This window comes from bacterium (genome assembly GCA_035505375.1).
Lineage (GTDB): Bacteria > Hydrothermota > Tepidihabitantia > Tepidihabitantales > Tepidihabitantaceae > UBA2258.
Window position 1 is genome coordinate 22,231 of record DATJQV010000014.1, and the last position, 22,157, is coordinate 44,387.

A 22,157-nucleotide genomic window follows, 5' to 3' on the forward strand; every position below is an offset into this window, starting at 1 on the left:
TTCACTATTTGTTCTAACGGCTGAGGCGGGGTGACCAGGCCGGGGAATAGGCGCCCCCGACGTTTGTGACCTGGCGCTGGTTGGCGCCGGTCCAGTCCATCGTGTAGATTTCGAACGGCCCGGTGCGGTTTGACGCGAAGGCGATGTGGAGGCCGTCAGGCGACCAGCAGGGGTCCTCGTTGTTCATGCCCGAAGTCAGGCGCATGTACGTGTCGCCGTTGATGTCGGTGACGCAGATCTGGTTGGTGCCGCCGGGCTGGCGCTGGACAAAGGCTATGAGGTCGCCGCGCGGTGACCAGGCCGGCGAAGTGTTGTAGCTTCCCTCGAAGGTCAGCCGTCTGACGTCTGTTCCGTCGGCGTTCATTACGTAGACCTGGGGTGAGCCGGTTCGGTCCGACACGAATGCGATCTGGCGGCCGTTCGGCGACCAGCTCGGAGATATGTTGATGGCTTTGTCGTTGGTGAGTCGGGTAATGTCCTTGCCGCCCGGGCTCGTCGTGTAGATTTCCTGGTTGCCCTCGAAGCCGAGCGAGACGGCGATGGTGCGGCCGTCCGGTGAGAAGGCGGGTGTGGTATTAAGCCCGGCTCGGGCGCTGACAAGCGTCGACTTGCCCGTTTCCATGGCATAGGTGTATATATTCAGCGTGCTCGCACCGTAGGTACAGTAGGCAAGGGTCGAACCGGATGGAGCCCAGGCGGGAAACAGCTTGAGCCCGCCCGAGTTGGTGAGTCGGTTCGTTCCCGCGCCGTCGTAGTCGACCGCGCAGAGTTCCTTGGTGTCACGGTCGATGGCGCGAGAGAAGGCGATTCGCGTGCGGCTGACACCATCGTCCGGTGTCAGGAGCTTGATGACCTCGTCCGCCATCTGGTGCGCCAGCCAACGCCACTGCTCTACCATGGGATAGGACTTCGTGGCAATCAGTCGGCTTACGTCGAGGTCGTACAGACGGAGCTGCACCTGCTGGCCTGACCGTCTGGTGACCAGGTCGCCACATATCAGAATCTGCGCGCCGGTCGTGCCCCAGCCCTTCAGGTCGATCTTCTTTTCGTCAGTGGCAAAGGCATACGCGCGCCCGGATTCGGGTTCCTCGAAGGAAAAGTGGAGGGAGAATTTCAGGTCCGCCACAAGAACCGAGCGGATGTCGTGCAACCGGGAGAAGGCGGCTGGCCCGGCGCCGGGCTCTGCCTGGAAGTCGGCGATGACCATGTCCATCCTCTTCCTGCCGCCGCTCGAGGTCAGCTTGAGCCACAGCTCTTCAGCCGGCACCTCGACCGTCGGCGCCGGGGTAAGCGGAGGCTGCTGCTGAGCGATGGCGGGGAGCGCAAGCGCAAGCACAAGAACAAGCTTCGGCCACAGCCCCGATTTCCGGGCTTGAGCTGGGGCTTCCTTGCTTGGGCTTCGCTGCACTTAGCGGATAATCGGCAGCCAGTCGTGGAACAGGAAGTAGAACCGGCCGATCAAGAGCGAGATACGGGACATCACGGTGTAACCGAAGGACGCACCGAATCCGACCATGATGAAGATGATGCCGATACGCGAAACCCCGCCCAGGGCGCCCTTGTGTTCTTTCGAGAAGTAGAAGTAGAAGAGCGTGGCAAAACAGCCGACAAAGACGACGATGTTATTGACGTTGACGAGGGGACGGAGCGTGTCGGAAATCTGGGGCAACAGGAATCCCTGGATCGACGCGGCTATCCCCAGGCCGGAGCCGATGCCGACCGTGAACGCGATGGGCCAGCGTGATATCCACTCGATACGCGGATTCACCAAGGTGGGGATGAACATGGCGATGCACATCACCGCGAGAACTATGAGAATCACACTGAATTGGCGGAAAATGAGCATCAGCAGGCTGAGCGCGGCGAGGGCGGGCAGGGTCAGGTTGGAGCGGGAGAGCAGCATGACTCCAAGCGCCGCGGGGACGAGCAGAATCCACGCCTCGACATGATTGTGGGCGGCGACGTTGCTGTTGAACTTCTCTACGAGCATGGGGTAGACGTCGAATGCCCACGAGTAGATGATGGCAAACCCGGCCGACGTGCCGACGTACAGGTGCTCGGCCGCCTTGTACAGCGGATTATCCTTGTAAAGAAACGAGAGGATGCCAATGGTCAGCGTCGCCGCGACCCAGGTGCCGATGATGTTCATTATCATCTATTTCCTCGGTTTCCGGCGTGAGACGATGTAGCCGAGGTTGCCGATGACCAGCAGCAGGATGATGAGGCCGTGGGCCGCGGACTGGGCCGGCATGCCGAGTGTCGCTGACCCGGGCTTCTCGACGAGAGCCTCATATTCGGATGCGCCCTGCAGGCCGCCGATGATGCCCCTTATCTGGTGGGCACGCAGATACACGTACATGCCCGGCGCGTTGACGCCGGTACAACCGATGATGATTGGTACGTTGTACCGGCCGCCGGCGAACTGGACCCAGGCGTCGGCGGTCGCGCCGTGGGCGAGCACGACCAGAAGTCCGATGTCGCGGTAGGTGTGAACCGAACGCATGAACTCGAACGAGTCGATGGGCACGCCCTTGTAGTCGGTGTTGAAGTAGTCCCGGATTTCCTTGCCGATGCCGACCATCAGCGCCGTGTAGCCGGGTCGATACCCGAGGTTCACGTAGTCCTTGCCGTAGACCTTGCCGTGTTGGGGCGCGACCTGGGTGAGGGCGATTCCGGCGAGGGGCAGGCCCAGTGGGAGCTGGCCGCAGACGACTACCTTCACGTTGTTGCGGAACGCGTGGTGGAGCAGGCCGATGAGCATCGGCTGGACCTCGGGCGCGGACGATGGGTCATAGTCGATGGTAATCATCATCACCGAGCCGGCCGGCAGCTTGTCCACGGTCTCATAGGCCTGGCGCACCGGCTCCGAGACTCGCACCTTGGTCTTGGGCTTGAGTATGAGCGGCAAGGCCACCGACAGCGAGAGGAGCAGGTACAGGATACGACGGTCGACCGAGCCGAGGCGTTCCCAGAACTTCATGGGGTCGGATTCTTACCACCAAGACACAAAGGCACAAAGGTCCGAATCCGGATTCCGGACCCTATCCTCTTGGTGTTCTTGGTGTCTTTGTGGTTAATCTTCCTCTCCTCAGGACATGTATGTTCGTTCGATGCCGAGGATGATGCGCAGCGACATGGCGATGGAGCCGAGCGCAAGGCCGATGTTGATACCGCGCGAGGCCGCCGCCTGCGGGATCGACATAAGCCAGTCCTTGATGGATGCGAAGCCCTCAAGCTTGGTGAACTTCGCGACGTCCACGCCCGGGATGATGGCGTGGATGATACTTCCAATGCCGTGCCAGAAAGAGCTGCCCAGCGGCACGTTGCCGATCATCACCAGACAGGCCGCGATCAAGAGCAGGGTCGCGGCGAAGTTGCGGATGCGGAACGCACGGTAGGCGGCGGAGAATATGAAGAACGCGAGGCTCGCGAACATCGTCGACTGCAGCGGAATAATCATGAAGGTGTAGAGCCACATGAACGGCGCGCGCAAGTCGAACGGGCTCCGGTACTTGAACCAGGAATAGAGACCGAGTGTGACGGTAACGGCAAGCGACAGCACCAGCATCAGGCTGTAGGGCCAGCCCGGCTGCCGGCGCCAGACCTTGACGAGATGGTGTTTGGTGAGCGAGTCCAGACCGAGGAGCAGCGTGAATCCGGAGACGATTGCCGTCCAGTTAAGGAACCGCGTCTCCAAGTCGCCGAAAGGCTTGTGCGGGATGAAGAACGCGATAATCAGTACGACCGCGGTGATAAAGACGATGACCAGCGGGACGGTGCGCTTCAGCATCGGCTACTCGTAGGCCGGCGTGGCCCAGGCCACCAGCCGCTCGAACAGGCTGGTCAGGAAATGGACCCGGTGGTTCGCAATCGCGTCGACCGTGCCGATGACGACCACAATTGAGGTCAGCACAATCAGCCAGAAACGGATGAAATCCTCGCCCTTCAGGGTGCCGAGCATTATCGGCTCGGGCCGGAGATAGCAGGACGCGGCGAAGATCTCCTCGCCGATCATCGTATAGTCGCAGGCGGCGACGAAGAACGGCAATTGGGTGAGCTCGGTCGTGCCCGCGAGCTGAATGGCGCCGACCGAATGGCCGGTCTCGGCCATGATGAGCGACTCGGCATAGAAGTAGCCGAGCCAGAATATCGCGCCTGGCTTCTCGCGCAGGATGACGCCATCCACGCCGGCCGCATAGCCGAACTGGTCGCTCGTGAGAAAGTTGATGTTGTCGGCGCTGTAGAAATCGGGCCGGCCGGACTCGGTGTAGGCTTCCTTCACCGTTTCCTGCGCGGCGGACATGACAATCGGGTCGGAGCTGGGCACGAGCAGCCGGGTCGAGTACTCGGCCGACTTCTTGGCAATCTTGCGCAAGAGCGGCAGGGCGGCGATAACAACAAGGTCTGTGATTTGGCCGAGGCCGAAGCTAAGAGAATCGGCTTCCCCATCTCGGTGGCGCGGCCGAGTGCGTCGTCGATCGCGTCAAGGCCGGCGATCTTGCGGATGAACATCTTCGCGCCCGCGCGCGCCCGCTGGGTATAGTACATGAATATGGCGCAGATGACGATGGTCATCACCAGGATGTTCAAACGGGAAGTGTTAAACCACTGGGCGCTGGACACCGCCGGGCCCGCGATGACACTGCGCGCCGTGTCGGCCTCGCTGTAGGCCGCGACACGGTAATAGTACCTGGCGCCGTCCTGTACGTCGTTGTCCATGTACTCGGTGCGGGCTGCGGGTTCGTTGCCGATGACCGCGAAACCGGAGTCGGGACCGGTCGAGCGCAGTATCAGATAACCGGTGAACGAGAGCGACTCGCCCGCGGGCGCGGCCCAGGTCAGGCTGATGGACTGGCCCTGGTCATTGGGCGTGTCACACGCCCTCACCGAATCCGGAGGCGCGAGCCCGAGGATTGCGACCAGAAAGAGACAGGGGAGTGTCAGCACTGAACGGGAACAAGCTTACAAAGCGGAAGTGCAGAGTCAATTGGAGGAGATGGGAGACGTGGAATTGCGGAGTTGAAGGCGGCCCTATGGAGTCGGGGTTAACCGACCACGGCGGTTCTTCGAGCGCGAAGCTCAGGGGCAGCAGTTTAGGCCTGAAACCGATATCTACACCCGAGCCACGGTTCCCATGGTACCTCACCCCGGCGCAGGGCCCCAACCCGAAGCCCGCGATGCCGCCATCAGCACACAGATGGAGGTTCGCGGCCGGGATACTTGCGCCCGGCGAGCACGTTGCCAACCGCGTGGTCGCGCTGCAGATACACGTCGAGGGCTCTACTCCATGTTGTCTCGGTCATTTCCCGCAACAGTGATACAATCGTCAGTCCGAGGTGAACCTGCGCTGGCGAACGGGTCGGCACCTCATTTGCCCCGGGGTATGGCAATACGTCGGCCAGTGAAACCCCGCATCTCAGTCTGCAGCCGATTCGGTCAGTCTGCAAAAGCCCTAATCGGAGACCGAAAGACCCAATGTCGAACAGAGCGATTCCGATTCTCGCGTGCCGGTCCGGGACGTTGGCCGCATGGACAATCGGATTGCTCCAATCCCAAGCCAGTATCGGGCTGGCCGTCGCCAAGAGCGCCACAGCCAGGAGAAGTCCGGAACGTCTACGGAGGCTCATACCCATCGCGTCACTCCAGCGACCAATGCGGAGTTCCCCGGCACGCGAATACTGGTCCTGTCACCCAGTCAGTCAAGTCAACGCATGAGGACGACAAGGGCAGGAAGGACAAGCGAGTGAAGCGTCCGCACACAACGGCAACTGGCTCATCGAGGGCGGGCGCTGAGTCAATCCAAGAGGCAGGAATCGGCGGTCACGGAGCAGGCCCGCCTGAGTAATAGCTCGCGCTTCGCCGCTACCGGGACCTGGCGTTTGTGAGCCCGCAGTGTCCCTGCCTTGATCGTGTCAAAATTGTATTGGTACTTGGCAAGATACAGCTCGGCTGTCAATCATGAGTCTCAAAGTGGACAAAGACAGGGACGTGCTGTGCCTGCGGCTGGACGAGGTTGTTGCGGTGGAGTCCAAGGCAGCCCAGTCCGGCGCAGCCCAAGAGCCGGACCATGTCTCTCTACCTGTCCGGCGCCCCTGCGTGCGGCCGTTCTCTGTTGCGTGCCGTGTACCCGAATGCCGTGCCGGGTGATTCACAGCGTTCGTCAGTCGCGACCCAGGCAGCATGCCGCCTTGACTTCGCGGCACAGCAGCCGTACCATTGATTGTAGGATGGTTCCGAGCCCAGGCCGGCTTTCACGGGTTCGGAGTTAAGTACGATGTTCTTGGAATGCCGGGTGTAAAGTGCGCCCGGAAGGAGTGGCCAATGACTTCGGCAAGGATGCGATCGATAGGGATGCTGACGGTTTGCGCGGCCGTGGCCGTGTGCATCGGAACCGCCTCAGCGGACTGGGTTACGAAAACGGTGAACGCAGGAAGTCCCTGGGCCGCGGCCGTGAACCCGGTCACCAACAAGATCTACGTTGTCAATACCGACTCCAACAATGTGACAGTGATCGATGGTGCGACCAATGGCACGGCGACGGTGACCGTCGGCTGGTACCCTGTGGCCGCGGCGGTGAACCCGGTTACCAACAAGATCTATGTCGCGAATAACGGCACCGATAACGTGACGGTGATAGACGGCGCGACGAACAGCACGATTACCGTGGCCGCGCACGCGGGGCCCATAGCCGTGGCCGTGAACCCGGCCACCAACAAGATCTACGTTGCGAACGGCGACGCCGGCAATGTGACGGTGATCAACGGCGCGAACAATACCACCGCGACGGTCGCCACCGGCGCGAGCCCCGTGGCCGTGGCGGTGAACCCGGTGACCAACAAGATCTACGTGGCGAATGACGGGAGTGACAACATCACGATTATCGACGGCGCGACCAATCAGACGTCCTCGGTGACCGTGGGCACGACCCCCATCGCTCTTGCGGTGAACCCGTTCACCAACAAGATTTACGTCGCGGACTACGACGTCGGCGAAGTGACGATCGTCGACGGCGCGACCGGCGACACTGCTTCGTTGTATTCCGGCTTCACCCCCACGGCCGTGGCGGTGAACCCGGTCACGAACATGATATACGTGGCGAATACCGAGAACGTGACGGTGATCGACGGCGCGACCAATGAGCCTGCCACGGTTAGCACTGGTACGACGCCGTTGGCCGTGGCGGTGAACCCGGTCACCAACAAGATCTACGTCGCGGACTACGATGATGATGAGCTGACGATTATCGATGGGGCGACGAACGGGACCGGCACCGTGCCCGTGGGGGCGGGGCCGAATGCCGTTGTGGTGAATCCGGTGACCAACAAGGTGTACAGCGAGAACTATGAGGACGGGGATGTGACGGTAATTGACGGCGCGACCAATCCCAAGGCCACGGTGCCGGTGGGCACGACGCCTTGGGCGCTGGCGGTAAATCCGGTCACCAACAAGATCTATGTGGCGAATCGTGGCGGCGACAGCGTGACGGTGATTGACGGCGCCACCAACACGACGAGTGCCGTGGCCGTGGATACGTTGCCCGTAGCCGTGGCGGTGAACCCGTTGACCAACAGGATCTACGTGACGAATTCGAGCAACAATAGTCTGACGGTGATTGACGGCGCGACCAACGACACGACCAAACTGACCGTCGGCACGTGGCCGATGGCCGTGGCGGTGAACCCGGTCACGAACAAGATATACGTCGCGAATCACAATAGCAGCAATGTGACGGTGGTCGACGGCGCGACCGACAGCATGACCACCGTGTCTGTCGGTCTGCAGCCCGATGCCGTGGCGGTGAATCCGTCAAGCAACAAGATTTACGTCGGGAGCGACGGCGGCAACAGCGTGGCGGTGATCGACGGCGTGACCAATGGCACGACCAGCGTGGGCGTCGGCTCGGTGCCCATTGCTCTTGCGGTGAATGCGACCACCAACAAGATCTATGTGGCGAACCGCGGCAGCCGGAGCGTGTCGGTGATCGACGGCGTGACCAACGCGGTGACTCCCGTGCCTGCCGACTCGTGGCCGATGGCCGTGGCGGTAAACACGGCGACCAACAAGGTCTACGTCGCCAACTACTACGGCAATGACGTGACGATCATCGACGGCGCGACCAATGACACGACCAGGGTGACTGCAGGCACGAATCCCAACGCAGTGGCGGTGAACCAGATTACCAACAAGATCTATGTCGCGAACCTCACCAGTAACAACGTGACGGTTATCGACGGCGCGACCGACTCGAAGTTGACACTGGCCGCAGGTACGAACCCCAACGCCGTAGCGGTCAATCCTGTCACCGGCAAGATCTACGTCACAAACAGAAACAGCAGCGATGCGACCGTGATTACCGAGACGCCGCTGGTTGATACGAAAGTGACGGTGGCGTTCGACACGCTGCCGGGCGACTCGGCGCAGATGGGGCACCAGCCCTTCACCGGCAATGCCGTGAACCGTTCGTCGCCCTACCCGACCGCAATGCTGGGCGTCTGTAACCGGGTGGGCACGGCCGCGGCGAAGTGGAACCTGGCGTATATCACCGGCGGTGCCGGGACCGATTCCATCACATGGTCCTATGGCTGGGGCACCGATTCGCTGGTGATGGGCGAGAATTTCATCTACGCGGTGCCACTTGAAGACCAGGCCGCGACCACCAACAACCTCGGTCTCGGTACACCATTTGCTGGCAACCTTGCGGTGTACCCGGTGTACCGGACCGGATATCTGACCGGGCTGGAGCAGGCAGCGGAACCCGAGGTCCGGTACAAGCGGCTGCCGACCATTGTCCGCGACGTGCTGTCCCTACCGGAAGCCGCAAGCCGCAGGCCGCAAGCTTCAAGCTTGCTGGATATCAGTGGGCGGAAGGTGCTCGATTTGATGCCGGGGGCGAATGACGTGCGCGGTCTTGCGCCGGGCGTGTACTTTGTGCGGGAAGCACAGGCGCAGGTTGTCCGCAAGGTCCTCATCGCCCGGTAAGGGGGAACGACGATGATTGCGAGAGTGCATCTTTTCGGAAAGCTCGCCGCGTGCGTGGCCGCCTGTATCGGAATCGCCGCGGCGGATTGGGTCACGACTACCGTACCCGCAGGTTCATATCCCTGGGCCGCGGCGACGAATCCGGTGACTAACAAGATCTACGTCGCGAACTACGACGACAACAGCGTGACGGTCATCGACGGCGCCACCAACAATACTAACACTCTGTACGTCGGCACGTGGCCTTTCGCGTTCGCGGTGAACCCGGTGACAGACAAGATTTACGTCGCCAACAAGGGCAGCGGTGACGTGACGATCATCGATGGCGCGACGAGCGACACAACCACGGTGAACGTCGGCACCGGGCCGAGGGCGCTGGCGGTGAACCCTGTAACCAACAAGATCTACGTGGCGGACTACGACGTCGACAGCGTGGCGGTCATTGACGGCGCGACCGACAGTACGACCTCCGTGGCCGTGGGTTCGGGGCCGTTTGCGCTGGCGGTTAACCCGGTAACCAACAAGGTCTACGTCGCGAACTACAACGTCAGCAGCGTGACGGTCATTGACGGCGCCACCATGGATACGACTACGGTGCCCACCGGCTCGGAACCCTACGCCGTGGCCGTGAACCCGGTTACCAACAAGATCTACGTGGCGAACCAGAGCAGTAACAACGTGACGGTGATCGACGGTGTTACCAAAGATACCGCTTCGGTGCGCGTCGGCTCCGGCCCCACTGCCGTGGCCGTCAACCCGGCTACCAACAAGATCTATGCTACGAACTACGCCAGCGGTAATGTCACGGTGATCGACGGCGCGAGCAACGGCACCGTCACGGTGCCGATTGGCGCGAGCCCCATGGCCGTGGCGGTGAACCCGGTATCCAACAAGATCTACGTCGCGGACCGCATCAGCAACGACGTGGCGGTCATCGACGGCGCGACCAACACCAGGGCTTTGCTGACCGTCGGCTCGGGCCCCGATGCCGTGGCCGTGAACCCGGTTACCAACAAGATCTACGTCGCGGACCGCATGAGCGCCGATGTGGCAGTGCTCGACGGCGCGACCAACTCCACTACCACAGTCGCCGTCGGCACAAGTCCCTGTGCCGTGGCGCTGAACCCGGTCACTAACAATATCTACGTCGCGGACCGCATCAGCAACGACGTGACGGTAATCGACGGCACGAGCAACACCACAATCACCGTGCCCACCGGCACCCATCCTATGGCCGTGGCGGTGAACCCGGTCACCAACCGGATCTACGTCGTTGATTACTCCAGCAACAACATGACGGCAATCGACGGTGTGACCAGCGGTACGGCCACGGTGTCCACCGGCAAGAATCCCTGCGCCGCGGCGATGAACCCGGTCACCAATAAACTCTACGTCGCGAACAACGGCGGCAGCAACGTCACGGTTATCGATTGCGCGACCTACGACACCGCCACGGTGACCGCAGGCACGAATCCCTGCGCCGTAGCGGTGAACCCGGCCACCAACAAAGTCTATGTCGCGAACAACGGCAGCGGCAGCGTGACGGTCATCGACAGTTCGACGTACGACACAACACTGACCGCAGGCACGAATCCCTGCGCCGTGGCCGTGAACCCGGTCACCAACAAGATTTACGTCGCGAACGAGGGAAGCGACGACGTGACGGTCATCAACGGCGCGACCAACGACACAACCACGGTCGCCGCCGGCACGAGCCCCTGTGCCGTGGCGGTGGACCCGTTCACCAACAAGGTCTACGTCGCGAACCAGGGCAGCAGCAGCGTGACGGTCATCGACGGCGCGACCAACGATACGACCAGCGTTATCGCCGGTGCGAATCCCTATGCGGTGGCGGTAGACCCGCTGACCAACAAGATCTACGTGGCGAACAATGGCACCAACAACGTGACGGTCATCGACGGTGCGACGAACACCACGACCATGCTGGCCGCAGGTACGAACCCCTGCGCGGTGGCGGTGAACCCGGTCACCGGCGAGGTCTACGTCCCCAACGGAGGCAGCAGCAATGCAACCGTGATTACCGAGGTGCCGTTCAATTATACTATGGTGGCCGCGGCATTCGACTCGCTGCCGGACAACAGAACCCAGCTGATGCGCCCGCCGTTGACCGGCAAAGGTGTGAATCGCTCTCTGCCCTACCCGACCGCGATGCTCGGCGTCGGCAACCGCGCAGGCACAGCTCTCGGGAAATGGGGCTGGGCGACTGTCAACAGCGGCGTCGGGACCGATTCCATCACCTGGTCTTACGCCTGGGGCACCGACTCGCTCGCCATGGGCGAGAACTTCATTTGTGCCCTCCCGCTCGAAGCTCAAACCGCGACCACCAACAACCTCGGGCTCGGCACGCCGTTCGTTGGCAGCCTCATGGTCTTTCCGGTGTACCGGACGAGAAACTATACGGGCATCGAGGAAGCGACGGGGTCGAAGGTCCGAAGCACGGGGCTGCCGACCATTGTCCGAGGTGTGCTGTTCCTGCCCCAGGCTCCGGGCCGCGAGCCTCAAGCTGCAAGCCTGCTCGACATCAGCGGTCGGAAGGTGCTGGGTCTTCGTCCCGGTGCGAACGACGTTCAGGGGCTGGCACCGGGCGTGTACTTTGTGAGAGAACTCCAGGTGCAAGCTCAAAACCAGGCTGGCCGCAAACAACAAACGGTTCGCAAGGTTGTCCTGACCGAGTAACCGGCGACTGCGGCTTGCCGTGCAGAAGTGCACGCTATCAGCCGTGTTGCTCTGCGAGCAGCAGAGCGGGTAGCTCGCCCGACAGCCATACAGACTGCTATCCGGATTAGGTGCTGAGCGACGGTCCGGTCAATCTGCGGGGCAACCCGAAGAGCAGCGATCGGCGCAACTCATCGAGTAGACCGCCGAGTACCTCAGCAGTCAGCTCGCCCGGCAGTCTGCCGAGCGGCCGTCCAAGTAACTCGCTGGGTTTCCCGCTGAGTAGCCCGCGGAGCGAATACCCCGATTGCTCTCCGGGGTGCGAGTAGAGCAGCTCACAGAATAGCCGGGGGAATGGGATAGGGGAGATGCGCCAATATCCAATAAACAATTGCTGATGAATAACTTGGGACACGAACCGGCTCGATTTTCCTGGGGACACATACGAAACTGGGATTAGGTGTGCCGTCTCCGAGCACTTCCGAAGGATGCATATTGGTGCGGAGAGGGTTTGGCGCAAGCAACGGTTTCTGCTGCACGCCAGCACTCTTCTTGACTCGCTCCATATAAACGGCTATCCTCGGTTTCCCGATGGCGGCACATTCCGGCGACAGTCTGCCCGTGAGAAGACCGCGGTCCGCACCAATCGCCGAGCGGAAGCGGGTCGGATTTGTCGGCGCGGGGCGAGTGGGCTGCGCGATGGCGTGGCACTGTCATCGGCTGGGCTATCCGATTTCGGGGATAGCTGATTTGCAACCGCGGCAGGCTCAGATGGTCTACCGCCTCCTGAAGCTACCCTACAAACGACTCAGCACCCACGACGTAGCCGCGGCAAGTGACGTGCTCTTCTTTACCGTGCCTGATGCGCACGTCGGGTCGGAGTACCAGTCCCTGCACAAGCGGCTGGTCCGCGGCAGGATCTTGGCTCACTGTTCCGGCGCGTTCGGACCGGAAGTGTTCTCGCGCGCAAGAGAGTCGGGCCTGGGCACGCTGGCGCTGCATCCGGTGCAGTCGTTCTCCAGTCACTCTCAGGCGATTCGAAGCCTGCCGGGCTCGTTCTTTGCCGCGGATGGCTCGGCTTCCGGTCTCAGATTCGGCCGTCATTTCGTCCGGCAGTTGCACGGGAGCTGGGTGCGGGTGCGCGGGCCTGACCGGCCATTGTATCACGCGATGTGCGTGTTTGCCTCGAACTTCATCAGCGCGTTGTTCGACGCGGCCGATGAGCTCGCCGGCGAACTTGGCATCTCGCGCCGGCGCGCCGGCAGGATGCTCGAGCCGCTGGCGCGGACCGTGCTCGAAAACATTCTGTCAGCGGGCGCGGGGCTGAGCCTGACCGGGCCGGTCGAGCGCGGCGACGTTTCGACCGTCGCCTCGCACCTGAAAACCTTGAAGCGACGGCGGCCGGCACTGGTGCCGGTCTACCGGGTTTTGTCCGTCCGACTGGTTGAGATGGCCGGGCGGAAAGGGCTCGACGCGGAGGCGGTCAGGAAACTGATGGCGGTGCTCGCCGACGAGTAAATGACCGACTACCGGTTGCTGATTCCCGACGAAAGAGTAAGTGACAAAGGCCGGGTATTGCACAGTTGGTCATTAGTCAGGAATTGGGAATTGGACATTAGTAATTGGCAGGCCATGGCCAGCAGGAGAGGCGGATGAGAAACACCTTCGCAGCTTTGTTGGGCGGTTTGCTCCTGGTGCTGGTCCTCAGTTGCGCCAAGAAGATGCTGCCGCCCAGTCCGGACCGTTTCCCTCCGCAACTGGAGGACGTCGAAACCCGGACAAGAAGTCAGGTCGCGCTGGTGTTCGATGAGGCGATTGACGGCGCCAAGCTGTGGCCCGACAGTTTCTTCCTGATCGGCTCGGCGGGCGAGACGCTCGCGCTGCGTGGAGCTTCGATTGGGAAGAAGAGCGACGAGGTGCAGCTCTGGACGCCGATACAGGAGCGAAAGCTGTACCAGTTGCGGGGAGTGGTTAGGGATGAGGCCGGCAATCCCGAACGGTTCCGGGCGCGGTTCATGGGTTCGACCAAACGGGATACGATTGCACCCCGGGTCATACGGGTCGATCCCGGTCCCGGAACGACGCGCCAGAAACGCGCGGTGACGGTCAGGGTCAGCTTCAGCAAGGCTATTGACACAGCGTCCTTGGGTTCCGAATCGCTGGGCCACCGTCCGTGGTTGTTCGTGCCGGTTCAGTACGACACCCTGTTCAAACGGTCGTGGTCTTCGGATTGGCAGGCACTGAGCTTCACCCGACGCGAATCGCTGCCGGCCGGGGCCGTCGTCTACTTTCTGCTTCAGCCGAAAGCAGCCGACCTTGAGGGAAACCGCATCAAGGCTTCGGCGTTCACCTACTTTGCCAGTGACACGCTGCTCGACGTGGTCCCGGTCAAAGGCAAGGCGGCCTGGCCCGACAGTATTACCGGCCCCGGCGTGGTGTTCTTCACCGAGTCGGCCTCAGTCCGGGTGTTCACCGACTCGCTGAAAGTCACACATACGGAGTCACTGCCGGTGCGGACTACCGGGCTGGCACCGCTGCTCGCCGACGGCTCTTTCTCCACCAAGTTACATAAGGGTGAGTACGAGGTCGTGGCCGTCGCCGACACCAATGCCGATGGTCTGGCCGACTTCGCAAGCGTGGTCGTGAAATTCAACACCGACGCCGAGAGCCTCAGCCTAACGCTACAGCCCGAGTCGCTGCCCAAGCCCATCAATGCTTATCGCCGCTAGCGCGATACTGCTGGTACTGGGACTACTGGCGTATCGCAGGCCCCTTGCGGGGCAAGCGCGAAACACGAAGGACAAAGGACAAGGCAGGCCAAAAGGGGCAGAACTTGCGGATCTCGGGTTGCTCGTTCTGCGTCTGGCGATACTGCTGCTGTTTGCGGCCGTGTTCATCGGAGCTGTTTTCACGCGCGTCTGGGTTGAGCGGCCGCGACGGGTCGCGGTGATGCTCGACGTCTCGCAGAGCATGGGTGCGATAGGGGCAGAGAGCGCCGCAGCTGCGGCGGCGGAGGCGCTGCCGCTACCGAACAACACTGCGAGACAGGAGTGGCTATTTGGAGACACGGCAAAGGGGATTTCAGATTTCAGATTGAAGATTGCAGATTCGCAGACTACCCGAAGGACGAGGATTGGAGCGGCGCTCAAGACGGTAGGGAAGACGCGGCCCGGCGCGGTAGTGTTGCTGAGCGACGGGCAGGACAATGGCGAAACCGATGCGGCAGCGGCTGCGCACGATATCGGCGTGCCGGTCTACACGGTCGGGTTCGGCGGCCTCGCGAAGCGGAACGCAAGTGTCGAGCAGGTGTTGCTGCTGCCGGCGGTCGTGTATTCGGGTGAGACTGCGGACGTGCAGGTGCGGGTGTCGGCTGCCGGGTTTGCGAATGAGAAGGCACGGGTGAGGTTCCGGGGAGAGACGAAAGAAGTCGTGCTCGGGCAAGCGCCGGCCGAGCAGGATGTGCCGTTCCGCCTTGTCATAGACAAGCCCGGCCGGCAGGTCGTCGAGGCACAGATAGACAGCCTGATGGGGGAGAGCAATTACTCCGACAACACGCGCAGCGCCGTCGTCGACGTAAGACCCTCGCGCGTGCGGGTCGCGTATGTCACGAACCGGCCGACGACCGAGACGCGGATGATGTTGAGGGCGTTGACCGGCGACGAGCGGATAGCGGTGGAATCGCTGGTTGCGATAAGCGGCGACGCTATAGGAAAACGGGGACAGCCCCCACGGGGAACGATGAACGCCGCGGCAGCGGACGTCTTCATCCTCGACGACGTGGTCGAGTCGGGCAGTCCGGATGTCTGGCAGTCCATCGCCGACCGCGTACAGTCCGGCGCCGGCATCCTTGTTCTAGCCGGGCCTGATTTCCAGCCGGGACCGATTATTAGCCGGGTCATCAATGGGACCATCGGTCCGGCGCAGGCGGGTTCGTTCACTCCGGAATTGACTGCTGAGGGCAGGGTGCTGCCATGGTTCATTGCCGGGTCGATTGACTTCACCAGGGTGCCGCCATTCGTGGGAGTAAAGCCGGTGGGGATCGCCAATCGCCGGTCGCCGGCCGCCAACCGAACCGCCTTGGGATACAATTCCAATTCCTCGGCGGAATCGAATCATATCCCGCGCCCGACGGTCTGGCTTGCCTCGCAGGAGAACAATCTACCGCTCATGGTCGCCGAGAAGGCGGGCACGGGCAAGGTCGTCTATGTCGCCGGATACCCGATGTGGCGCTGGGGCTTCGGTCCGGAGCAGACACCGGGACAGGGCACAGCGCTCTCAGATCTCGTCAGCGGGGTAGTGCGATATCTGGCCGAGCACGACACGAGTCCGTTCCGGCTTCAGACCGACAAGACGGATCTGCACCATGGAGAGCCGGTGCGGCTGGTCATGAGAGCGGTCGCGCCCGACGGCCGGCCCTGGACCCGGCTCAGCGTGGTGGTGCGTGTGAGTGCGGACTCGGCGGATTCGAGCACTCGGACGAAGTCAGAAGTCAGCGGTCAGAATGCGGAAGGCAGAAGCCGAGAACTGCCGGTCCCGATGACCGAAACCGGCGCGGGCATGTACGAAGCCACGTTCGAAGCCCTGGAACCGGGTCGGTACAACGCGGTTGCAGCGATAAGCTTGTCCGACACGGCGCTGGGCAAGGCGAGAACCGAGTTCGTGGTTGCCGAACAAGCCGTAGAACTGGCCAATACCGGGATGAACGAAGGACTCCTGAGATCGGTTTCAGATGCCAGCGGCGGACGGTTCTTTTCTTCGGACAGCCTGCCCCGCGGCGGGAATGAAATCACGCTCGGCTCGTACCGTCGTCGGCTCTCGTTCGACCCGCGGCGGGCGGCCTGGGCCTATGTTCTGATTGCGTTACTCGCGGGCGCGGAATGGCTGCTGCGCCGGAGAAGAGGGATGTTGTGATGAGAAGATCGAAGCTAGAAGCTGGAAGTCAGAAGCTGGAAGTGGGAAGTCAGGTAGCGGTGCGGAGCGGAGATCGCAGCGAGGGCACGAAAGCACGAAGTGGGTCGGATTCCCAATTCGGGAATTCGGGTTTGAGTCGTCATTCTGACTTCGGACTTCGAGTTTTGGGACCATCGCCGCGGGCTTGTCGTCACCTGACCGTGACGCGGTTCGCTTTGGCCGTGCTGGTGCTTCTGGCCGTGGCGGGAACTGCTCAAGCCGGAATCGGCGAGAGGATTGCTGAGAGACTGCGAACCAGCGGACTGTCGCCCGAGGTCATCGTCACTGGTGTGTCGATGCTGCCCGTGGTCGAGCTCCGCGGAGCCATACCCATCGGCAACAACCTGTTCCACCTGCCGTTGTGGAAGACGCTGGCGCTATCAGTTGTCGGGAACATGATTCCCATGTTCCTTCTGGTGTTGCTGCTGGAGCGGATTGTCGCCTGGCTCAGCCACGTTGCTTTCTTCAAACGTTTCTTCGACTGGCTGTTCCGCCACACGCGGGGCAGAAGCGGGGCCGTTGCCCGGTCGGAGTTCTGGGGTCTAGCTGTCTTTGTCGGGATCCCGCTGCCCGGGTTCGGAGTGTGGACCGGGGCAGTGCTGGCCGTGGTCATGGACATGCCGTTTTGGCGGTCGATGCTGGCCGGATTCATCGGCGTGCTATTGGCTGCAGGCGTAGTGACCATCCTCTGCCTGCTCGGCAAATGGGGCGCCATCATCGCCTCGGTCGCCCTGCTGGCCGTACTGGCGCGGGCAATCGTGTCGGTCGTCCGGAAACGGCCGGACTGAGCCGGACAGCGAAGAGCCGGGGCGTTCCCCGGAGAGGCTGACCGACTCGAACGCGGAATTCCATCTCGGCGCTTTTGACTTTCGGTCAGGTTGACTTAGTATCTAGCCGCACGTGAGATTCGGCTTCCACGTTTCAATGTCCGGCGGATTCGGCAAGGTCCTCGAACTGGCTCGCGCCGTCGAGTGCGAGACCATGCAGATGTTCTCGTCAAATCCCCGCGGGTGGCGTGTCGCGGAACTCGATACCGAAGACGTTGCCAGGTTCCGCGCCGGCATGAAGGACTCCGGTATCTCGCCGATATTCGTCCATGCTCCCTATCTGCCTAACCCTGCGGCTGCCGCGACCGATGCGAAGCAGACGATCAAGGCTCTCATCACCCAGGCGCAGCGCTGCGCCGCGTTGGGCGTGCGTTTCCTCATCCTCCACATGGGCAAGGGCCTGGGCGCAAAGGAGGAGGAAGCTCTTGCCCGGATCGCGAACAACGTGAACGCAGTAGTCGCGGGCGCGCCGGAGAGCGTGACGCTCCTGCTCGAGAACACCGCCGGCATGGGTTCCGAGGTCGGGTATCGATTCGAACAGATTGCTGCGGTCATCGCCGGAGTGAAGCAGCGTGACCGGGTAGGCGTAGTGCTGGACACGGCCCACGCCTTCGCAGCCGGGTACGAGTTCCGGACCAAGACCGGCATCGATGCGACGCTCCGTGAGTTCGACCGGCTGGTCGGTATCAGCCGGCTGCATCTCGTGCATCTGAACGACTCAAAGTCCGACTTCGGGTCCCGCGTAGACCGTCACTGGCACATCGGTGAGGGAAAGATGGGCAGAGAGGGAATCAGTCTGATAGTCAACCACCCGCTGTTCAAGAACCTGCCCGCAGTGATGGAAACTCCGCGCGACTCCGCGGCGGATGATCTGAGGAACTTACGAACCGTCAGGAGCCTGATCGCACCAGACGAAGCTGGAAGTCGGAATGCAGAGTGCGGAAGGCAGAAGGTCGGAGGGCGGAAGGCGGAAGAGGCGTGAAGGTACGGTTCTGCGGCGGCACGCGGACCGTCACCGGCTCGAAGCATCTTCTCACGTCGGGCAAGCAGCGGCTGCTGCTTGAGTGCGGGCTCTTTCAAGGCCACCGCGCCGAGGCGGAGCACACCAACCGCAGCTTTCCGTTCAAGGCCCGCGAAATCAACTGGTCTGTCATCAGCCACGCTCATATCGACCACGTCGGCAACATTCCCAACCTCGTGAAGTTCGGGTTCCGCGGCCCGCTGCTGATGACGCAGGGCACGGTTGCCTTGTCGCGGCTGCTGGTCGAGGACTCGGCCCACATCCAGGAATCCGATATCCGCTACCTTAACAAGAAGCTGCGCGAGAAGGGCGAGCCGCCAAAGGAACCGATCTACACGGCGGCGGATGCCGAGGAATCGCTCAAGTACCTTGAGGGAATGCCGTATGCCAAGCCGCGCAAGCTTGGGCCATTCAAGGTCGTGCTCCACGACGCGGGACACATCCTCGGGTCCGCGCTTGTCGACATCGAAGTCGAAGGCAAGCGCGTCCTTTTCACCGGCGACCTCGGCCGGAAGAAGATGCCGATTATCAACGACCCGGTGCAGGTAGCAGAGGCCGACTACCTCATAATGGAAGGGACCTACGGCAACCGAAAGCACGGCGACTACAGCGACGTGGACGAGCGACTGGCCGGAATCGTGAATCGGGTGTACGCGCGTGGCGGAAGGATTGTCGTTCCCGCCTTCGCGGTCGAACGGTCCCAGGAGATTGTCTACACGCTCAACCGGCTGCGACAGAGCAAGCGGATTCCGGAAGTGCCGGTCTACGTCGATTCACCGCTCGCGAGCAGGGTGACTGAGGTCTATCGCAATTACCCGCAGTACTACGACGCGGAGGCATTGCAGATGCTCAACGGCCACCGTTACCTGTTCGACTTTCCCGGGCTTCGCTATATAGAGTCGGTCGAGGATTCGAAGGCGCTCAATGTCAGCAAGGAGCCGTGCATCATCATATCAGCCTCGGGGATGTGCGAGGCGGGACGGGTGCTCCATCACCTGAAGTACGCGGTGGAGGACCCGAAGAACCTGGTGCTGATTGTATCATTCCAGGCCGAGAATACGCTCGGCCGCCGGATTGCGGAGCGGCAGCCGGTGGTGAGGATTTACGGCGAGGAACATCCGCTGCGGGCCGAGGTCGAGGTAATGGACGAGTTCAGCGCCCACGCCGACCACGACGGCCTCATCCAGTATGTCAGTGCCATGAACATATCGCGGCTGAAGAAGGTCTTCATCGTCCATTCCGAGCTGGAGGCGGCGACCGCGCTGGTCGAGCCGCTGAAACGGCTCGGCGTGCGCGAGGTATTGATTCCGGAGATCGGGGAGGAACATGAGTTCTAGGAAAGTCCGAAGTCCGAGGTCCGAGGTCCGAAGCGCCGGGCTTCAGGTCCTTGGCCCGATGTCAGTCGTCGTCTTCCTGGCGTTGGCGGCGCTGGTTTTTTCCGCCGGGTGTGACACTACTCCGCCGACGTGCCGGATAACCAACCCGGTTGATTCGTCAACGGTCAACGGCACGGTGCAGATCGAGGCCACGGCAGCGGACAGCAGCGGCGTGGCGCAGGTCGAGTTCTACGCCGACGGGTCGCTGATCGGCACCGACAGTACGTCGCCGTATTCCGCCGGCTGGGATGCCTCGGGACTGACGGAACGGAGCTGGCATTACCTGAGCTGTATTGCCTACGACCTTGCCGGCAACAAAGGCTACAGCGATACGGTCGCGGTCGAGATTGCCGCGGCCGGGCAGACGAGCGTGTATCACGGCGAGATCGACGTAAACGCGGGCAGCAACGAGGCGGTCTGGTTTGACGCTCAGGTCGGCGACACGCTTGCCGGCGACGTAATCGTCGTCACCGGGGGAACGCTGTCGAGCCTGATGTGGCTGGATAGCGACAACTACCAGAAGTACATCGGGAGCCAGGCATACACCAAGCTGTTCGCGCAGGACAGCTTCTCCCACATGAGCATGACTGAGCCGGTTACGTCTACCGGCAGGTTCTACCTTGTCTTCGTCAACGCCGGCACTGTGTCTGACACGTGCTGGGCGAGATTCGTGCTGGAGTAAACTGACATGAACCTGATACTTGTACTACTTGCTTTCTTTCCGCGTCCGGAACTGGCACCGATCGGTCCGGCTGAGGTCTCGGCCGCCCGGAAGCTGGAGGTCGAAGCGGCGACGACCTCGGTCAAGGCGCAGTCGCGGCAAGACTACGCTGGCCGCAGCGCATGGAGCAGTCCGACTGCGAGCCGGGTTCCGGGTCGATTCGTGGTCGGGTTCGAGACCGGCGGGGCGGCGGCTGCACTTGAGTGGATCTCGCAGCACGACGGCAGCCTGGTCCGCGTCGACAGCGGCCTTGGTTTCGCCGTAGCGGATTTCCCCAATTGCGACGCATCCCCGAGTGGCCCGCTGGCCGCGTCGGCATCGCAGACCAGCGGAATTCGGTACTTCGAGCCGGACATCCGGGTCTTTGCGGCTGCGCTGCCGAATGACCCCTACTTCGTGCCGTACCAGTGGGACAAGTGGGTGATGTATGCCGACGAGGCCTGGGACATCACCGGCGGTTCGATGGACGTGAAGGTCGCGGTTGTGGACGAAGGCGTCGACTACACGCACCCTGACCTTGCGGGGGACTTCAAATCCGGAGATCTCGGCTACGATTTCATCGGGAACGATGCCGATCCCAAACCGGACGACCCGAGCATCGGCGAGGCCTTCCATGGCACGCACGTCGCCGGCATCATTGCCGCCACCCGGAACAACAACGTGGGAATCGCGGGCTGGTCACTCTGCCAACTACTGGCCGTGCGCGTGCTGAGCGATTCCGGCTCGGGCTCGACCAGTGTGGTTGCTCAGGGCATCAAGTGGGCCGCCGACCAGGGCGCGAGGGTCATCAACATGAGTCTGACATCATCGGCTCCGTCGACGCCGCTCGAGGACGCGTGCTCGTACGCGGCGCAAGCCGGCGTGCTGCTGATTGCGGCGTCGGGCAACGATGGGGCTGAGGCTATCGGTTATCCGGCGGCCTACGGCCAGTGCATCGCGATAGGCGCCACCTCGGCCGACTCGCACCTCGCCTTGTTCTCGAACTACGGGGCGGAACAGGAGCTTGTTGCGCCGGGCACAAGCATCCTCTCGTGCTTCCCGGGCGGCCAATACGGGTGGGCGGACGGGACGTCGATGGCCGCGCCGCAGGTCGCGGGCGTGGCCGCGCTGGTGCTGGCCAGGAACTACGGATTGAGCGCAACCCAGGTCAGGGCGATACTCGACGCTTCCGCAATTGACATGGGCACGGCCGGACGGGATGTCCAGTATGGTTACGGTCTGGTCAATGCCAAGCGGGCGCTGGACCTGGCAGCGACGTACTCCACGAGCAGGAGAGTCCAGAGTTCAGAATCCAGAATCCAGAGTACGGAGTTCTCGACCACGATTGTCCGGGCCGGGACCTCTTTGCCGATGTGGATTCAACAGGCCGAAGTCTTCGACGGCTCGGGCCGGCTGGTCAGTGCCGGCAGATCAGGTCTCCGACCCGGGACGTACTTCGTGATGGTAAGCCCAAAGGACGAGAGACAAAGGACGAAGGACGAGGGACAAGGGACTAAGTCCAGCGTCGTCCGCCGTCTGCTCGTGCTCGACTAGGGTCTTCTTTCCTTCCATCGCCCTTCTGCAGGGCGAACAAGACCTACCTTGTCTCCCTCGCCTCGCCTGTGGGG

Annotated in this window: 18 protein-coding genes; 11 read left to right on the forward strand and 7 right to left on the reverse strand. The window is 62.2% G+C overall.

Annotated elements, in window-relative coordinates; all coding sequences use genetic code 11:
- Positions 1-13 precede the first annotated feature (13 nt).
- The 7 genes from tolB to VMH22_02190 form a co-directional block, all read right to left on the reverse strand.
- Positions 14-1,336, reverse strand: coding sequence for a Tol-Pal system beta propeller repeat protein TolB (gene tolB / locus VMH22_02160; GenBank protein HTW90494.1), 1,323 nt, complete (start codon positions 1,334-1,336; stop codon positions 14-16).
- Between the two features lie 72 nt (positions 1,337-1,408).
- The gene (locus VMH22_02165; protein HTW90495.1) at positions 1,409-2,149 is read right to left on the reverse strand and encodes a hypothetical protein; all 741 of its coding nucleotides are present in this window, start codon (positions 2,147-2,149) and stop codon (positions 1,409-1,411) included.
- Positions 2,150-2,155: 6 nt separating this feature from the next.
- Positions 2,156-2,980 carry a hypothetical protein gene (locus VMH22_02170; protein HTW90496.1) on the reverse strand — a complete coding sequence of 275 codons (825 nt, stop codon included), beginning with the start codon at positions 2,978-2,980 and terminating at the stop codon, positions 2,156-2,158.
- Positions 2,981-3,088: 108 nt separating this feature from the next.
- Complete coding sequence (locus VMH22_02175; protein HTW90497.1) at positions 3,089-3,790, reverse strand: hypothetical protein; 702 nt, start codon at positions 3,788-3,790, stop codon at positions 3,089-3,091.
- A 3-nt stretch (positions 3,791-3,793) separates the two neighbouring features.
- Complete coding sequence (locus VMH22_02180; protein HTW90498.1) at positions 3,794-4,375, reverse strand: DUF6754 domain-containing protein; 582 nt, start codon at positions 4,373-4,375, stop codon at positions 3,794-3,796.
- Complete coding sequence (locus VMH22_02185; protein HTW90499.1) at positions 4,279-4,947, reverse strand: fibronectin type III domain-containing protein; 669 nt, start codon at positions 4,945-4,947, stop codon at positions 4,279-4,281. The genes VMH22_02180 and VMH22_02185 overlap by 97 nt, the downstream gene beginning before the upstream one ends.
- 239 nt (positions 4,948-5,186) lie before the next feature.
- On the reverse strand, positions 5,187-5,627 hold the full coding sequence (locus tag VMH22_02190; GenBank protein HTW90500.1) for a hypothetical protein: 441 nt from the start codon (positions 5,625-5,627) through the stop codon (positions 5,187-5,189).
- 331 nt (positions 5,628-5,958) lie between these two features.
- Between VMH22_02190 and VMH22_02195 the strand changes: the two genes are divergently transcribed.
- The 11 genes from VMH22_02195 to VMH22_02245 all read left to right on the forward strand — a co-directional run bounded on the left by VMH22_02195 (position 5,959) and on the right by VMH22_02245 (position 22,083).
- Positions 5,959-6,147 carry a hypothetical protein gene (locus VMH22_02195; protein ID HTW90501.1) on the forward strand — a complete coding sequence of 63 codons (189 nt, stop codon included), beginning with the start codon at positions 5,959-5,961 and terminating at the stop codon, positions 6,145-6,147.
- A gap of 174 nt (positions 6,148-6,321) precedes the next feature.
- On the forward strand, positions 6,322-8,979 hold the full coding sequence (locus VMH22_02200) for a hypothetical protein (protein ID HTW90502.1): 2,658 nt from the start codon (positions 6,322-6,324) through the stop codon (positions 8,977-8,979).
- Between the two features lie 12 nt (positions 8,980-8,991).
- Positions 8,992-11,676 carry a YncE family protein gene (locus VMH22_02205; GenBank protein ID HTW90503.1) on the forward strand — a complete coding sequence of 895 codons (2,685 nt, stop codon included), beginning with the start codon at positions 8,992-8,994 and terminating at the stop codon, positions 11,674-11,676.
- A 570-nt stretch (positions 11,677-12,246) separates the two neighbouring features.
- Positions 12,247-13,173 (forward strand): DUF2520 domain-containing protein, encoded by a 927-nt coding sequence (locus VMH22_02210; GenBank protein ID HTW90504.1) that lies wholly within the window; start codon positions 12,247-12,249, stop codon positions 13,171-13,173.
- Positions 13,174-13,307: 134 nt separating this feature from the next.
- Positions 13,308-14,384 (forward strand): Ig-like domain-containing protein, encoded by a 1,077-nt coding sequence (locus VMH22_02215; GenBank protein ID HTW90505.1) that lies wholly within the window; start codon positions 13,308-13,310, stop codon positions 14,382-14,384.
- The gene (locus VMH22_02220; protein HTW90506.1) at positions 14,368-16,566 is read left to right on the forward strand and encodes a hypothetical protein; all 2,199 of its coding nucleotides are present in this window, start codon (positions 14,368-14,370) and stop codon (positions 16,564-16,566) included. The genes VMH22_02215 and VMH22_02220 overlap by 17 nt, the downstream gene beginning before the upstream one ends.
- 200 nt (positions 16,567-16,766) lie before the next feature.
- On the forward strand, positions 16,767-17,393 hold the full coding sequence (locus VMH22_02225) for a small multi-drug export protein (GenBank protein HTW90507.1): 627 nt from the start codon (positions 16,767-16,769) through the stop codon (positions 17,391-17,393).
- 112 nt (positions 17,394-17,505) lie between these two features.
- Entirely contained in the window at positions 17,506-18,414 is a 909-nt protein-coding gene (locus tag VMH22_02230; GenBank protein HTW90508.1) for a deoxyribonuclease IV, read from the forward strand.
- Positions 18,411-19,790 carry an MBL fold metallo-hydrolase gene (locus VMH22_02235; protein ID HTW90509.1) on the forward strand — a complete coding sequence of 460 codons (1,380 nt, stop codon included), beginning with the start codon at positions 18,411-18,413 and terminating at the stop codon, positions 19,788-19,790. Before VMH22_02230 ends, VMH22_02235 begins: the two co-directional genes overlap by 4 nt.
- Positions 19,780-20,511, forward strand: a complete 732-nt coding sequence (locus VMH22_02240; protein ID HTW90510.1) for an Ig-like domain-containing protein — start codon at positions 19,780-19,782, stop codon at positions 20,509-20,511. Before VMH22_02235 ends, VMH22_02240 begins: the two co-directional genes overlap by 11 nt.
- Positions 20,512-20,517: 6 nt before the next feature.
- On the forward strand, positions 20,518-22,083 hold the full coding sequence (locus VMH22_02245) for a S8 family peptidase (GenBank protein ID HTW90511.1): 1,566 nt from the start codon (positions 20,518-20,520) through the stop codon (positions 22,081-22,083).
- The last annotated feature ends 74 nt before the right edge of the window (positions 22,084-22,157 follow it).

Bases quoted from the DNA above. Each gene is read 5' to 3' on its own strand.
- VMH22_02215 (HTW90505.1), top strand. From the start codon at position 13,308: ATGAGAAACACCTTCGCAGCTTTGTTGGGCGGTTTGCTCCTGGTGCTG.
- VMH22_02175 (HTW90497.1), bottom strand. From the start codon at position 3,790: ATGCTGAAGCGCACCGTCCCGCTGGTCATCGTCTTTATCACCGCGGTC.
- VMH22_02190 (HTW90500.1), bottom strand. From the start codon at position 5,627: ATGAGCCTCCGTAGACGTTCCGGACTTCTCCTGGCTGTGGCGCTCTTG.
- VMH22_02200 (HTW90502.1), top strand. From the start codon at position 6,322: ATGACTTCGGCAAGGATGCGATCGATAGGGATGCTGACGGTTTGCGCG.
- VMH22_02245 (HTW90511.1), top strand. From the start codon at position 20,518: ATGAACCTGATACTTGTACTACTTGCTTTCTTTCCGCGTCCGGAACTG.
- VMH22_02195 (HTW90501.1), top strand. From the start codon at position 5,959: ATGAGTCTCAAAGTGGACAAAGACAGGGACGTGCTGTGCCTGCGGCTG.
- VMH22_02220 (HTW90506.1), top strand. From the start codon at position 14,368: ATGCTTATCGCCGCTAGCGCGATACTGCTGGTACTGGGACTACTGGCG.
- VMH22_02205 (HTW90503.1), top strand. From the start codon at position 8,992: ATGATTGCGAGAGTGCATCTTTTCGGAAAGCTCGCCGCGTGCGTGGCC.
- VMH22_02170 (HTW90496.1), bottom strand. From the start codon at position 2,980: ATGAAGTTCTGGGAACGCCTCGGCTCGGTCGACCGTCGTATCCTGTAC.
- VMH22_02165 (HTW90495.1), bottom strand. From the start codon at position 2,149: ATGAACATCATCGGCACCTGGGTCGCGGCGACGCTGACCATTGGCATC.
- VMH22_02240 (HTW90510.1), top strand. From the start codon at position 19,780: ATGAGTTCTAGGAAAGTCCGAAGTCCGAGGTCCGAGGTCCGAAGCGCC.
- VMH22_02210 (HTW90504.1), top strand. From the start codon at position 12,247: ATGGCGGCACATTCCGGCGACAGTCTGCCCGTGAGAAGACCGCGGTCC.